Origin of the sequence: Pradoshia eiseniae, from assembly GCF_002946355.1 — a bacterium.
Classification (GTDB): Bacteria; Bacillota; Bacilli; order Bacillales; family Pradoshiaceae; genus Pradoshia; species Pradoshia eiseniae.
This window is the reverse complement of the sequence record NZ_PKOZ01000012.1, coordinates 14,020-27,748: the sequence shown is the minus strand read 5'-3', so window position 1 is coordinate 27,748 and position 13,729 is coordinate 14,020. Positions and strand designations below refer to the sequence as shown.

Sequence of the window (13,729 nt, the reverse complement as noted above, 5' to 3'; positions counted from 1 at the left end):
AATAAATATTATTTTTTCATAATGAATTGGGATTCAGAGAGAGAGGGATTTTTATGGACACTTCAATATGGAGCAAGTGGCGCGAGCACATTGAACTTATTGCTGCATTATTAAGCGGTCTGTTTATTTTACTCGGCTGGATATTATCTAAGAATGAATTTGGGACAATATCCATTCTTTTGTATTTGCTCGCTTTTGCGATTGGCGGATATGCCAAGGCAAAAGAAGGGATAACGGATACGATTGAAACAAAGAGATTGAATGTTGAAATACTGATGATATTAGCGGCGGTTGGTTCAGCTATTATTGGTTATTGGACAGAAGGAGCCATCTTAATTTTTATTTTCTCTTTAAGCGGTGCTCTTGAGACATACACAATGAATAAGAGTCATAAAGAAATATCTGCTTTAATGGATTTACAGCCGGAAGAAGCACTTTTAATTGATCATGAAGGAAATGAGACAATTGTGAAGGTTGCCGATTTAACATTAGGCGATCATATTCTCATTAAAGCGGGTGAACGAGTTCCATCAGATGGAACCATTATTCAAGGTACGACCAATATTGATGAAGCGGCCATTACAGGTGAATCTATTCCAGTTAGTAAGCAGGTTAACGATGAAGTGTTTGCGGGTACGGTTAATCTTCGGGGAACGATTACTGTTGAAATTACTAAACCGCAAGAGGAGACCCTATTCCAAAAAATCATTCAGTTAGTGCAATCAGCGCAAAGTGAAAAATCCCCTTCACAATTATTTATTGAGAGATTTGAAGGGACATATGTAAACATTGTCTTGATTGTTGTTGGTTTAATGCTATTTTTACCTCATTTTTTATTAGGATGGACATGGAATGAAACGATTTATCGTGCCATGGTTCTCTTAGTTGTTGCTTCCCCGTGTGCCTTAGCGGCTTCTGTTATGCCAGCGACATTATCAGCTATCTCGAATGGCGCAAGAAGAGGGATTTTATTTAAAGGCGGTGTCCACTTAGAGAATTTAGGCAATTTAAAGGCGATTGCCCTTGATAAAACCGGTACATTAACCAAAGGGAAACCAGAAGTGACTGATGTGTTATTTAGGGATGATCTGACGGAAGAGGGGTTTCTTCAGTTCGTTGCGTCTGTTGAAAAATACTCTAATCACCCATTGGCACAATCGATCGTGAAGTATGCATCCGAAAATAGTGGTTTATCCTTGATTAAACCTGAATCATCAGAGGATATATCAGGCTTTGGAGCGAAGGCCATTTTGCAGGGAGTTGAATGGAAGGTCGGCAAAGCAGATTTTGTTGGAGCAGATGCTGCCGCTGAATTCCAGAATGGTATCGCTAATCAGCTGGCGGAGGAAGGTAAAACAATTGTATTTGCAAGTGATGATAAGGGAATAGCTGGTCTCATAACATTAAAAGATACGGTTCGCCCAGAAACGCTCGAGGCGATAGAAAAGCTCAAATCTGTAGGTGTGCACACATTTATGCTTACAGGAGATGGTAAAGCGACTGCACAGGCAATAGCAAGGGAAAGCCGAGTAGACGGGTTTGTCGCTGAATGTTTGCCTGAGACCAAGGTCGAAGAACTGAAAAAGTTAAAAGAAAAGTATGGAACAGTTGCGATGGTTGGAGACGGTATTAATGATGCGCCTGCATTAGCGACAGCTTCGATTGGGATTGCGATGGGGGAAGGGACGGATGTAGCCCTTGAAACAGCTGATGTAGTCCTGATGAAGAATAATTTATCACTAATTGCAGAAGCCGTGCTTCTTTCACGAAAAATGAATAAGATCATCAAGCAAAATGTTATTTTCTCTATAACAGTTATCATGCTGTTAGTTTGTTCGAATTTCCTGCAGACGATTAATTTACCTTTAGGTGTCATCGGTCATGAAGGAAGCACGATTCTCGTTATTCTTAATGGACTTCGGCTGTTAAAAACAATAAAAGAATAAGGTCACGCAGACTTTTATCTAAAAGAGGCTGGGACAAAGGTTTGTAACAACTAAAAAGGCTTGAACCATTTTAATGCGCAGTTTAAAATGGTTCAGCCTTTTTAGTTAGTTTAGTGCTGTTAAACATGAATACTGGTATTAGAATACGATGACTCACGGCAACCGTTAACTAGACTAATGGCCAGTTTTAGTTGTCATCCAACTAGGCAAGTCTGATACAGGGAATACTTATTTAATGGACAAAGACAAAGATGTGAATTTCTTCACAAATGGAAGGAAAATGCTGTAGATGTTACTTATCTTGTATGCTAGAATACTAGTGGGAAAAATGACCTTATAATGTATAACAGAAGGCTCTTACATAAAAGATTGAATTTAATTTCTTAATACAAAAAACATGTAATGAAGCAAAACAGTGCATACTACATGGTGAACATTTTCTCAAATCATCAGCAAGGGAGTATCATGCAGAATGACTAAAGTCGATTTAAAAGCAAAACCTTATCATTTATCTGACTCAGATATTCAATGGGTACAAGATACAATCAACTCCATGACAATCGAAGAAAAAATCGGTCAATTATTCGTAAACATGGGTGCCAGCCGTACAGAAGAATATTTAACAGATATCCTTAACAACTACCATATTGGTGCAGTACGTTACAACCCAGGTAAAGCTGAAGAAGTTTACGATCAAAATAAAATCCTTCAAGAAAACAGCAAAATTCCATTGCTTATCGCTGCAAACACAGAAGCAGGCGGAAATGGTGCTTGTACAGATGGAACAGAAGTTGGCCTAGAAGTTAAAATCGGTGCGACAAAAGATGCGAAATGGGCTTATGAAATGGGACGCGTGTCTGGTGTGGAAGCTTCCGCTATCGGCTGTAACTGGAGCTTTGCGCCAATCGTTGACATCAACATGAACTGGCGTAACCCAATCATCTCTAGCCGTACTTTCGGTTCTGATCCAGACCAAGTGCTAGAAATGAGCTTGGCTTATATGAAAGGTATCCAGGAAAGCGGAATCGCTCCTGCTGCTAAACACTTCCCAGGAGATGGTGTTGATGAGCGTGACCAACACTTATCCTTCGCACCTAACAGCTTATCTTGCGACGAATGGGATAAAACATTCGGTAAAGTATACAAAGGCTTAATCGATGCAGGTCTGCCTTCTATCATGGCTGGTCACATCCATATGCCTGCTTACTCTAAGCACTTCAACCCTAGCTTGAAAGAGGAAGATATGCTTCCTGCAACACTTTCTAAAGAATTGATCACTGATCTACTACGCGGTAAATTAGAGTTCAATGGTGTTGTTGTAACAGATGCGAGCCACATGGTTGCAATGACATCTGCCATGAAGCGCAGCGAAATGCTTCCAACTGCTATTGCGGCTGGCTGTGACTTATTCTTATTCTTCAACGATCCGGATGAAGACTTCGGTTACATGATGGAAGGATACAAAAAAGGCATTATCACTGAAGAGCGCCTAGAAGCTGCTCTAACTCGTATCCTAGGTCTTAAAGCATCTTTAGGCCTTCACAAAAAAGCAAAAACAGAAATCATGATGCCGAAAGAAGAAGCGCTTAAACAAATCGGTCTTCCTGAAAATGTTGCGCTATTTAAGGAAGTCACTGATCGTGCCATTACATTGGTAAAAGACAAACAAGACATCTGGCCTGTTACACCTGAGAAATACAAACGAGTATTATTGGTTAACGTAAAAACGGCTGAAGGTGCTTTCAGTAAATTGATTAGCGGAAACAAACCTAAGCCAATCGATCTTTTGAAAGCTGAGCTTGAGTCTAAAGGCTTCGAAGTGGAAATCCACGAATCTCCAATGGACAAAATCGCTGACTTGCCACCAGAAGAGCAAATGAAGAGCATTATGAATGCATATGCAGCAAAACGTCCGATTAAAGAATTAACGGACAAATATGATTTAATCATTAACATTGCTAACATTAAAATGGGTGAAGTAGTACAACGTATGACATGGAATGCTTTAAAAGGAACTCCTGATATTCCATTCTATGTTCATGAAGTGCCAACAATCTTCGTTTCTGTAAACAATCCATTCCACTTAGCGGATGTTCCACAAGTGAAAACGTACATTAATACGTACGATGGAAATAAAGAAACAATTGAAGTGTTAGTTGAAAAATTGATGGGTAAATCACCATTCAAAGGGAAAGACCCTGTTGATGCATATTGCGGTTTAATGGATACTCGTATCTAATGATAAGTAAAAGGGACTATCCTAAGAGATGTTTATGACACTCTTAGGGTTAGTCCCTTTTTTATTTCACAAGTGATTTAACAAAAGCAGTTTTCCGCTTTTTCCAAGGTAAATACATAATGCCCCATAAGAGAAGAATAATTAAGATTAGACCAAATATGTATCCTGGATTCCCAAAAATAGACTCAAGCGGAACAAGCGGAGAACCAGGTGATGGAACATTTAAAAACATAAAGTTCGTACCCCATAGTTTGTTTAATGGGTAAATAATCGATGCTGCTATCCCTAAAAATAGAACTGAGCCACCTATTCTTTTTTTATTCGGCTGCACGATGCCCGCATGCAGCACCATCACACAATACATAACAAGAGCTAAATGAAAAATGAAGCTAAATATACTCATAAACTCATAAATTGGGCGGTGCGTCCAGTTACAAAATAATAAAGCTGCAATGGCACCTGGCAAAAATAAATTATAGAGCATTTCTCCAATCATTGAATGATTTGTGTATGCATGATAAAAAATCGCAAAAATGGCTAACCCGCATAATTCAAAGGGGAGATAGTCGATTGAAAATACATTTACCTTAACTAGATAAATATCCTTCATAATCTCAAAGAGCAATATAAACCATGCAAGCATTCGCTGTACAAAAGTTTGTCCTGTGGTATCTAGACTTTTAAAATGCTTGCTGACAACGATGACGGATGACGTTATGACAATGAGCCATCCAATATGATATGGTCCATATAGTGAAAATCCCATTTTACTACCTTCCTTATTTTTGAAGAAATTCTATTTGCCCAATGGATCTGCTAATGTTTCTCCCATTGTATCTTCATCTGCAAAGACTAAACCGATGGGCAACTTTTTCGGATACATTTTCACTATTGGCAATACAGCCCCCTCGTAAAAATAATTCCTAATATTAAGATAACGATAAACAGAACATAAAATAAATGATTAGAATTTTCCAATTCCCCCAAATTAAAGACTTCCTTTTAATGAACACGATGTCTATTATCTTAACTTGATTATATTAGTGGCCCATTATAGTGACTATAGTTAATACCTGCGTCTTTATTCATTAATGGACAAATTAAAAGACAATGTTAAGTAACATTTTAATTAATCAACGTAATGTTGATTTAAGTGCAGTTTGAATATGAAATTATGTCAGTTTTTGGAGTTGGAGAACTTGAAGTTCAAGAAGGCTCTATTTGATGCATGTGTCGAGCTTGTACAGGAAAAGGACTTTAAACATATTACTATTAATGAGGTACTAGGCCGTGCAGATCTTAACCGAGGAATATTCTATCTGCATTTCGCTGATAAATATGACATGATGGATAGCTTCGAAAATGAGATGATTGAAAAGATTGAAGCTTGGGCCCGCGAATACACTTTAGCTGATTCAGCGAAAGAACATTTCATTTTCATGAACTTTCATAAATAGGACTGCATAATGCTCATTCACAAGAAAGATAGATGGGTCATTAAAAATTGGCTTGGCATGGATGAATTCAATGAGGACAGCATGAGACGGATATAGTACTTGAGAGTCGGAGCACGATACAGAAAGGTTATCGTCTTATTATTTGCTATTTTAAAACTCCTCTGTTATTCTTAAGAAGAATTATTTTTGTTCGTTCGCAGATTGAGAAGAGATTTTGATTTTCGTCTAAGGTATTTGAGCAAGGATAGTAACATATTGTGTGGATTCACACTAGGAGGCAACAATTATGGAACAAGGTAAAGTTAAGTGGTTTAATGCAGAAAAAGGTTTTGGATTTATCGAGCGTGAAGGTGGAGAAGACGTATTCGTACATTTCTCAGCTATTCAAGGCGAAGGTTTCAAATCTTTAGACGAAGGTCAAAGTGTAACTTTTGAAGTAGAACAAGGACAACGTGGCCCACAAGCTACAAACGTTCAAAAAGCTTAATAATAGCTAAAGAAAGACCTTGCATTATATGCAGGGTCTTTTTTGCGTTCATTTAATCAAATCAAAAAAAGCCCTATTCGATAAAATGAATAGGGCTTTTGCAACAAACGTTTAAAACTAGTAAGATCAAATGGTAGGCTAAGTATAGCACAGTGTTTGAATAATCCCTAATTTAAACTAACAATAGGCAGGCTTTATTTTATCATACAATTATTCCCTCCATTAGATGACGGAAGCATGAGACCAATCCTTATAGCTATATCACAGCATGTCAGCTATAGTAATCGATTAATTTATGGAAGAAGGAGTACCCATAAATTAATCGAATACATTTTATGAAGGAGGAGAACGAATGAACAATAATTTCGGGAAGCTTTCCTTGCTGATGGTCGGCTTAAGTCTGATCCTATCTTTTTTTCTGAGACCGGAATATGTGGGTCCATTTTTGTTGGGATTCGCCCTTTTTTCTATAGCAGGAATAGTATTTGCTTGTCTTTCGAAAAAGTGGTCCTCCATTATCGGAGGAATTTTGCTGAATGGAGCTGCTTTGGTATTCTTCAGCCTTTTGGTGCTTGGAATGGGGATAGGGGAAAGGTAATATATCTGGTTAAGCTGCCTGTATTGGCGGCTTTTTTACTCTAATAGGAAAGGTTCTATGTTGATTTGAGTGAGAATAACCTTTAATATAAGAGTATAATTATATAAGTGACAGGTTATATAAAAAGAGGAGATAAACATGAAACCGATGGAAAAAATGATCCAGCAATTAAAAGCGGTTAGTGATCCGAATCGATTAAAGCTATTAGCGTGCCTAAAGACGGGAGAGGTATGTGTCTGTGATTTCGTCGAAGTCCTGCAAATATCTCAGCCTGCTGTCAGCCAGCAATTGAAGAAGCTGAAGGATGCAGGCATCATACTTGAGAGGAAGAAGGGGACGTGGAAGCATTTTCGGTTGAATGAGGAACAAAAGCCATATATTCAAGCAATTATTGATGAGCTTGAAGCAATTGATGTGAAGTGCTGCCAGAGCGAATGCAAAAATTGAAGGAGATTTATATGAAAGAAAAAAGTGTTACAAAAAGACTGTCCTTTTTGGATAGATATTTAACCTTATGGATATTTATAGCTATGGCAGCAGGTGTTTTGATTGCTGTGATGGTTCCGGATTTCAAAAACATGTTAGATGCATTTTCTGTGGGAACGACCTCGATTCCAGTGGCTATTGGCTTGATTTTGATGATGTATGCCCCACTTGCAAAGGTGCGTTATGAAGAGATGTGGAGAGTCTTCAAGGATTGGAAGGTTCTTTTGCTTTCTTTGTTCCAAAATTGGCTTCTTGGTCCAGTTTTGATGTTTTTCCTTGCCATAATATTCTTGCATGATTATCCGGAATATATGGCTGGGCTGATTATGATTGGCCTCGCACGCTGTATTGCCATGGTAATAGTTTGGAATGACTTGGCGCGTGGCGACCGGGAGTATGTCGCAGGGCTTGTGGCCTTTAACTCTGTGTTTCAAATCTTGTTTTATTCCGTCTTTGCCTATTTCTTTTTGAATGTGCTGCCGGGTGTCTTTGGCATGGAGAATCTTACGGTCGTCATCTCAATGTGGGAAATTGCTAAAAGTGTTCTCATCTATTTGGGTATTCCTTTTGTGGCAGGGATGGTCACACGTTATTTGGGATTAAGACTGAAGGGAGAAAAATGGTATCAGGAATCCTTCCTTCCGAAAATATCTCCGCTTACGTTAATTGCCTTGCTATTTACAATTGTCATGATGTTCTCCTTGAAGGGGGATACAATAATTGAACTTCCGTTGGATGTTATTCGTATTGCCATACCATTATTGATCTATTTCTTGATTATGTTTGCTGTATCCTTTTTCGCGTCGAAAAAGGCAGGAGCGAGCTATCCAGTTACGGCTTCACTGTCATTTACGGCAGCCAGCAATAACTTTGAGCTGGCGATTGCGGTAGCTGTCGCGGTTTTTGGCATCGATAGTGGTGTTGCCTTTGCGGCAGTAATTGGTCCGCTTGTCGAGGTACCGGTATTAATTGCCCTTGTTCATGTAGCGCTTCGATGGCAGAGGAAATATTTTCGAACGGAACTATGATTACATAATGAGGAGGACATTAGAGGTAATGGGGAAACAAACAATCTATTTTTTATGTACGGGAAATTCCTGCCGCAGTCAAATGGCTGATGGCTGGGCGAAAAAACTATTGCCTGGGTGGGAAGTGAAAAGCGCAGGACTTGAAGCGCACGGGCTGAACCCGAATGCGGTTAAAGCAATGGCAGAGGTTGATATTGATATATCTGCACATACATCAGATGTGATCGATCCGGAAATCTTGAATAATTCCGATTTAGTCGTGACTTTATGCGGACATGCGGATGAGCATTGCCCGGTCACGCCCCCACATGTTAAGCGTGTGCACTGGGGATTTGATGATCCGGCAAAGGCAGAAGGAACCGAAGCAGAGAAATGGGCATTCTTTCAGCGGGTGCGTGATGAGATTGGGGAACGAATCAAACATTTTGCAGAAACAGGTGAATGAAATGAGAATTGGCAGCCAGGAGAGATTCTCCTTGGCTGATTTTTTTTAATTGATTTTAGGGCGTTATCTAATATAATGCCTGTTCTTTATATGCGGGATTCAGTTTATAGGAAGAGAAATTCTTTTTCGGGTAGCCTGCAGGAAAAAGGGGGAGTCAAGAAGAACCAGTAAATGAGGGGGGAGAGTTGTGAACCAATCATTTATTATCATTGCGATGATATTGTTTATTCTTGCTTATTTGATTGGTGTGAAAAAGCAAACAAGGCTATTGTCCGGTTTTAATGAACAGCAGGTGAGGGATAAGGATAAGCTTGCTAGTTTAGTCGGTTCTTTTAATCTCATTATGGGGATGGTCATGGTTGGCGGGGCCTTTATTAAACACCCGGATGCACAGGCTTTGATTCCGATATTAGTCATTGGTTATGTGATTTTGATTGCTTACGTGAATACGAAAATGCTTGATTAAATAGGCGTATTGAGGGAGAGAGGCAAAATGAAGACAGCACTGCTGGTTATTGATGTTCAAAATGGTATGTTCCAGGAAGGGGAGGCTGTTTATAAAGGTGAGGGACTGTTAAGAAAGATAAATAAGGTTATTGATCAAGCGCGATTATATCAGATGCCCATCTTCTATATCCAGCATAACGAGCCAGCCGGCTGGCCATTAGAATTCGGTAAAGAGGGGTGGGAAATTCATCCTGAAATCAAGCCTTGTAATCAAGATGTAATCATTCAAAAGAAGAGTCCGGATTCCTTCTTGAATACAACATTAGAAGCAGAATTGAATAAGAAAGAGGTTGAGCATGTCATCCTGATGGGGATTCAAACAGAGGTGTGTGTTGATACGACATGCAGGAGAGCCTTCAGCCTGGGTTATAAGGTTACACTTGTTTCAGATGCACACAGCACTTGGGATTCTGACGATCTGACAGCACAGGGTATCATTAATCATCATAATCGGATATTGAGGTGGTTTGCGGATGTCTGCTCGAGTGATGAGGTTGTAGGGAGTATGGGGAAATCAGATTGCGTGAGAAGTAAAGGGTAAAAGAGGATGATTTCCCGGTTTTTAATAATCTCTCTCGTCGAATCAAGATCCTGTCTTGAATATAAAAAAGCTGTCCCTAAGCCGTATGAACAGGCTTAGAAACAGCTGGCATTTGGAAGGAGACCTTGTGTGAAAGTCCCCATGTTCCTCGTATTACATCGCAGTCATTCCGCCATCAATGACGAATTCAGATCCTGTAGAGTAAGAAGATTCATCACATGCCAAGTAAAGAACCAGGTTAGAAACTTCTTCAGGCTCAGCGACGCGTTTGAGCGGGATATGTTTAGAGAATGCTTCTACAGCTGCTTTTGTATCCTCTTGTACAACCATTGGTGTCGCGATAACACCAGGGTGGACAGAGTTTACGCGAATGCCATAATTAGCACATTCAATGGCAGCAGCTTTCGTCATGCCGCGCACGGCGAATTTCGTATCAGTATAGCCGATTGCTCCTGCTACAAGACCATTCATGGAAGAGATATTGACAATGGAGCCTCCGCCTGCTTTTTGCATGGCAGGAATCACTGTCTTCATACCAAGGAAAACAGACACTTGGTTAATCTCGACAATGCGGCGATACTCTTCTTCTGTAGTCTGCAGAATGGACTTCGCCATCGTGATGCCGGCATTATTGACCAATACATCCACTTTGCCAAACGTTTTTTCAGCTTCTGCGACTACGTTTGCCCAATCTTCAGCACTTGTGACATTTTGACTGACAAATAAAGCGTTTTCACCTAGCTCTGCAGATAATGCTTCCCCTTTTTCCTTGTTCAAGTCTGTTAGTACGACCTTTGCGCCTTCTTCAATGAATTTACGTGCATGTGAAGCACCCATACCTTGAGCAGCGCCTGTGATAATCGCTACTTTTCCCTCTAATCGTTTCATAACGATTCCCCCCTTATGGTATTCCTAAATAATTAAATTACTTTACATCTGTAAATTAACAGATAAGTAAGGTGTTTGTCCAATAAAAGGATTGATGTCATAATAAATACAAGAATATGTCTGTATTTAGGAGATGAGGAGGGGTGTATATGGCTGGTAATGAAGATCGCCGAGCAGTAAGGACGAAGGGAAATCTTAAGAAGGCTTTACTAGCCTTATTAAAGGAAAAGGATTTACTCGATATAACAATCACTGAGGTAGCTCAATTAGCTGGGTGTAATCGGGTGACTTTTTACTCACATTATAAAGATTTACAGGCGTTGCTTTCAGCTATCGTTGATGATTATTTGGAGGGTTTGGTTGATAACTTTCGAAGAAGCTTCAAAAACCAGAAGAGCATTGCGGCAAACGATGTAGATAGGCAGCTTCCGATCTTTGAATTCATCTATGAGAATCAATTTATTTTCTCGTTGATTCTAAAAGGTGTCGTGCTTCCAGGTTCGCAGAATCAATTTTGTGAAAGTCTCGTGAAGGTATCGGGTACAGAGCTTGAGTTAAAGGAGAAATCGGTTGTAGAAATACCGGTATTAAATTACTTTTCTACCTATGGGAGCCTTGGCTTCTTTCTTTACTGGGCGATGGGGGATTTCAAGGAGCCACCTGAGGTTATGGCAAAGAAACTAGCCTATCTGCAGGGGAAAATGTTCGTAGAAGCGAAAGTGCGCACATAATAAGGACATCAGCATGCTGCTGATGTTCTTTGGTTTCTAAAGATGGACCTTTATCGGCAGAAAGGTCAAGGGCTGGTCTGTGGCAGAAGGAGTGAGATGTTCAAGGAATGAAAAAATCTCGTTCGTTCCTATGGCATTGAGCAATGGATTATTTGGAGATTAATGATTACTCTTAGGAAGTATTAGAACATTGTCATTTAAATGAAAGGGACTGGTGTAAACCGGTAAAGATTTATGACTTAAAATTGAGCGGTTTACCATTTATAATAATCAAAGAAAAAGGAGGCCGGGTTTCATGATTCCAATCAATGTGAATAATACAAGCTTAATACTTGAGGGCGGAACATTTCGCACAGTTTATACGGCAGGGATATTGGATGGTTTCCTTGAGAGTGAAATCATGTTTCCTTACATATTGGGAATTTCTGCGGGCGCTATCAGTGCCTGTTCCTATGTGTCTGAGCAGAAAAATCGGACGATTCGCTTTCTCTCTACATACCGTAATGATAAACGTTATGTTGGGATGAGAAATTTTCTTACAGAGAGGAGCCTGTTCGGGCTAACATTTGCTTATGATACTATTCCTAACCAAATAGATCTTTTCGATTGGGAAACTTTCCAATCGTTTAAGGGCACTTTACTGTTTGGCGTGACTAATGCCTATACAGGAGAGGTTGAATATGTGGATGGGAAAACGATGGATAAGGGAGCGACAATTCTACGGGCGTCATGTGCCATTCCTTTATTGTTCCCGGAAATCAAACTGAATGGCATTCCTTACTATGATGGCGGTTTGGCGGATCCAATCCCAATTCAGAAGGCTATTGCGGATGGGTATGATAAGCATGTCATTATCCTGACACGTGAACGGGGTTATCGAAAGGTGCTTGATAGCCAAACGAAATGGGCGATGAAGCTTTTCCGCAAGAAGTATCCGCAATTGGTACGAGCGATGGAAAAGCGTGCGGACAATTACAATAAGACCATGGACTTGATTGAAAAGATGGAGCAGGAAGGACGAGCATTTGTCTACCGCCCGCCGCATGCCTTGAAAAGCTTCGAGAAGGATACCAAGGTGATGTGGAACTCGCATAAGATAGGGATGGAGCAATTTTACGACCGGGCTCCTGAACTGCTAGAGTTTCTTGCAAGTAATTACGTTGGGAAACGTAAAGAAATGTCTCTATAATTATAAAACATAGAAAGCCAGGGAAATGATTCGCCCGGCTTTTTGTTTTGGGTTTGTTTAAGCCGCTATCTTGTCTAAAGCAGGCTAATTCTAGTATGATGAATAAAATAACTGAATATTTTATCAATTATAGAGCGGGAGGGAAAGAAAATGGATATACTCCATAAAGAGCATTTTATCTATTCCTTTGATAAGAAACATGAGCCAGCATTAGTCGTATCTTCAGGCACCCAAGTGATAATTGAGACGCATGATTGTTTCTTAGGTCAGATCGAATCAGAGGAGACATCGTATCATGCCATCGACTGGGAGCAAATTAATCCCGCTACAGGCCCCATTTATGTGGAGGGTGCTAAAGCAGGGGATATATTAAAGGTAACCATTGATGATTTGGAGATTGCTCAAACAGGTATCATCGCAACTGGCAAGGAATTAGGAGTCATGGGTCATCGCCTGGAGGAATTCACGATAAAGAAAGTGGATATTGAGGATCATACATATGTATTTAATGAACGGCTAAGATTGCCTATAAACCCGATGATTGGAGTCATAGGCGTTGCCCCTGCAGATGAGGGAATCTCCTGCGGAACTCCAGGAGCTCATGGGGGAAATATGGATACGACATTGATTACAAAGGGGGCTACACTTTATTTACCGGTCTTCCAGGAGGGAGCGCTCTTTGGATTGGGAGATTTGCATGCAGCGATGGGTGATGGTGAAATAGGTGTCTCTGGCATTGAGGTGGCAGGAAAGGTAACGGTTACTTTAGAGGTCATTAAAGGAAAATCGATTCCCCATCCATTTGTCGTTAACGAGGAAGGAGTAGCTATAATCGTTTCCATGCCAACATTGGATGAAGCTGCGAAAGAGGCTGTGGAGTGTTTTGTTGATCTCATGCAGCCGCTGACTGGGCTATCTGTAGGTGATTTGTCTATGCTCTTCAGTGTAAGCGGGCATGTGCAGGTCTCGCAGATAGTTGACCCTTTAATGACAGCTAGATTTTTTGTTCCAACACAGGTCTTTGATGCCTATGAGGTAACGTTGTTTTAATAGTTATTGAGACTGGAGATGACGAACATGTCCAGTCTGTCTTGGTTATTAGTGCGTTGTCTATATAAGATTAAATTAGTGAAGGCTACATCTCTTTAAACAGGGCTGTGAGAAAGATAGGATTTTACTTTCTGTGT

General features: G+C 40.1%; 15 protein-coding genes. 13 read left to right on the top strand and 2 right to left on the bottom strand.

Going from position 1 to position 13,729, the window contains the following annotated elements:
* The first annotated feature begins 53 nt into the window (after nt 1-53).
* Nucleotides 54-1,946, top strand: coding sequence for a heavy metal translocating P-type ATPase (locus CYL18_RS15350; RefSeq protein ID WP_104850408.1), 1,893 nt, complete (start codon nt 54-56; stop codon nt 1,944-1,946).
* 472 nt (nt 1,947-2,418) lie between these two features.
* Complete coding sequence (locus CYL18_RS15345; RefSeq protein WP_104850407.1) at nt 2,419-4,185, top strand: glycoside hydrolase family 3 protein; 1,767 nt, start codon at nt 2,419-2,421, stop codon at nt 4,183-4,185.
* A 61-nt stretch (nt 4,186-4,246) separates the two neighbouring features.
* Here the strand turns inward: CYL18_RS15345 and CYL18_RS15340 are convergent, their stop codons facing one another.
* Complete coding sequence (locus tag CYL18_RS15340) at nt 4,247-4,951, bottom strand: YwaF family protein (RefSeq protein ID WP_104850406.1); 705 nt, start codon at nt 4,949-4,951, stop codon at nt 4,247-4,249.
* A gap of 433 nt (nt 4,952-5,384) precedes the next feature.
* Between CYL18_RS15340 and CYL18_RS15335 the strand changes: the two genes are divergently transcribed.
* The 8 genes from CYL18_RS15335 to CYL18_RS15300 all read left to right on the top strand — a co-directional run bounded on the left by CYL18_RS15335 (nt 5,385) and on the right by CYL18_RS15300 (nt 9,734).
* Entirely contained in the window at nt 5,385-5,642 is a 258-nt protein-coding gene (locus tag CYL18_RS15335; protein ID WP_161497153.1) for a TetR/AcrR family transcriptional regulator, read from the top strand.
* 286 nt (nt 5,643-5,928) lie between these two features.
* Nucleotides 5,929-6,129: a cold-shock protein gene (locus CYL18_RS15330; protein WP_066102120.1), complete on the top strand. Its 201-nt coding sequence runs from the start codon at nt 5,929-5,931 to the stop codon at nt 6,127-6,129.
* A gap of 352 nt (nt 6,130-6,481) precedes the next feature.
* Nucleotides 6,482-6,727, top strand: coding sequence for a hypothetical protein (locus tag CYL18_RS15325; protein ID WP_104850404.1), 246 nt, complete (start codon nt 6,482-6,484; stop codon nt 6,725-6,727).
* Between the two features lie 138 nt (nt 6,728-6,865).
* Entirely contained in the window at nt 6,866-7,174 is a 309-nt protein-coding gene (locus tag CYL18_RS15320; RefSeq protein WP_104850403.1) for an ArsR/SmtB family transcription factor, read from the top strand.
* An 11-nt stretch (nt 7,175-7,185) separates the two neighbouring features.
* Nucleotides 7,186-8,241 carry an ACR3 family arsenite efflux transporter gene (gene arsB / locus CYL18_RS15315; protein WP_104850402.1) on the top strand — a complete coding sequence of 352 codons (1,056 nt, stop codon included), beginning with the start codon at nt 7,186-7,188 and terminating at the stop codon, nt 8,239-8,241.
* 28 nt (nt 8,242-8,269) lie between these two features.
* Nucleotides 8,270-8,686, top strand: coding sequence for an arsenate reductase (thioredoxin) (gene arsC, locus CYL18_RS15310; protein WP_104850401.1), 417 nt, complete (start codon nt 8,270-8,272; stop codon nt 8,684-8,686).
* A gap of 187 nt (nt 8,687-8,873) precedes the next feature.
* Nucleotides 8,874-9,152 carry a DUF3784 domain-containing protein gene (locus tag CYL18_RS15305; RefSeq protein ID WP_407984582.1) on the top strand — a complete coding sequence of 93 codons (279 nt, stop codon included), beginning with the start codon at nt 8,874-8,876 and terminating at the stop codon, nt 9,150-9,152.
* Between the two features lie 27 nt (nt 9,153-9,179).
* Nucleotides 9,180-9,734, top strand: coding sequence for a cysteine hydrolase family protein (locus CYL18_RS15300; protein WP_104850400.1), 555 nt, complete (start codon nt 9,180-9,182; stop codon nt 9,732-9,734).
* A 153-nt stretch (nt 9,735-9,887) separates the two neighbouring features.
* Here CYL18_RS15300 and CYL18_RS15295 read toward each other — a convergent pair whose 3' ends face one another.
* Entirely contained in the window at nt 9,888-10,622 is a 735-nt protein-coding gene (locus CYL18_RS15295; RefSeq protein ID WP_104850399.1) for a glucose 1-dehydrogenase, read from the bottom strand.
* Nucleotides 10,623-10,771: 149 nt separating this feature from the next.
* Here CYL18_RS15295 and CYL18_RS15290 point away from each other — a divergent pair, with 149 nt between their 5' ends.
* The 3 genes from CYL18_RS15290 (at nt 10,772) to CYL18_RS15280 (ending at nt 13,592) form a co-directional block, all read left to right on the top strand.
* Nucleotides 10,772-11,353, top strand: coding sequence for a TetR/AcrR family transcriptional regulator (locus CYL18_RS15290; RefSeq protein WP_104850398.1), 582 nt, complete (start codon nt 10,772-10,774; stop codon nt 11,351-11,353).
* 295 nt (nt 11,354-11,648) lie between these two features.
* Nucleotides 11,649-12,542, top strand: coding sequence for a patatin-like phospholipase family protein (locus CYL18_RS15285; RefSeq protein ID WP_104850397.1), 894 nt, complete (start codon nt 11,649-11,651; stop codon nt 12,540-12,542).
* Between the two features lie 150 nt (nt 12,543-12,692).
* Nucleotides 12,693-13,592, top strand: coding sequence for an acetamidase/formamidase family protein (locus CYL18_RS15280; RefSeq protein ID WP_104850396.1), 900 nt, complete (start codon nt 12,693-12,695; stop codon nt 13,590-13,592).
* Nucleotides 13,593-13,729: the final 137 nt, after the last annotated feature.

Excerpts from the sequence above, each read along its gene's own strand:
- CYL18_RS15320 (WP_104850403.1), top strand. The coding sequence starts at position 6,866 with ATGAAACCGATGGAAAAAATGATCCAGCAATTAAAAGCGGTTAGTGAT.
- arsC (WP_104850401.1), top strand. The coding sequence starts at position 8,270 with ATGGGGAAACAAACAATCTATTTTTTATGTACGGGAAATTCCTGCCGC.
- CYL18_RS15340 (WP_104850406.1), bottom strand. The coding sequence starts at position 4,951 with ATGGGATTTTCACTATATGGACCATATCATATTGGATGGCTCATTGTC.
- CYL18_RS15345 (WP_104850407.1), top strand. The coding sequence starts at position 2,419 with ATGACTAAAGTCGATTTAAAAGCAAAACCTTATCATTTATCTGACTCA.
- CYL18_RS15285 (WP_104850397.1), top strand. The coding sequence starts at position 11,649 with ATGATTCCAATCAATGTGAATAATACAAGCTTAATACTTGAGGGCGGA.
- CYL18_RS15290 (WP_104850398.1), top strand. The coding sequence starts at position 10,772 with ATGGCTGGTAATGAAGATCGCCGAGCAGTAAGGACGAAGGGAAATCTT.
- CYL18_RS15300 (WP_104850400.1), top strand. The coding sequence starts at position 9,180 with ATGAAGACAGCACTGCTGGTTATTGATGTTCAAAATGGTATGTTCCAG.
- CYL18_RS15330 (WP_066102120.1), top strand. The coding sequence starts at position 5,929 with ATGGAACAAGGTAAAGTTAAGTGGTTTAATGCAGAAAAAGGTTTTGGA.
- CYL18_RS15350 (WP_104850408.1), top strand. The coding sequence starts at position 54 with ATGGACACTTCAATATGGAGCAAGTGGCGCGAGCACATTGAACTTATT.
- CYL18_RS15280 (WP_104850396.1), top strand. The coding sequence starts at position 12,693 with ATGGATATACTCCATAAAGAGCATTTTATCTATTCCTTTGATAAGAAA.
- CYL18_RS15325 (WP_104850404.1), top strand. The coding sequence starts at position 6,482 with ATGAACAATAATTTCGGGAAGCTTTCCTTGCTGATGGTCGGCTTAAGT.
- arsB (WP_104850402.1), top strand. The coding sequence starts at position 7,186 with ATGAAAGAAAAAAGTGTTACAAAAAGACTGTCCTTTTTGGATAGATAT.
- CYL18_RS15295 (WP_104850399.1), bottom strand. The coding sequence starts at position 10,622 with ATGAAACGATTAGAGGGAAAAGTAGCGATTATCACAGGCGCTGCTCAA.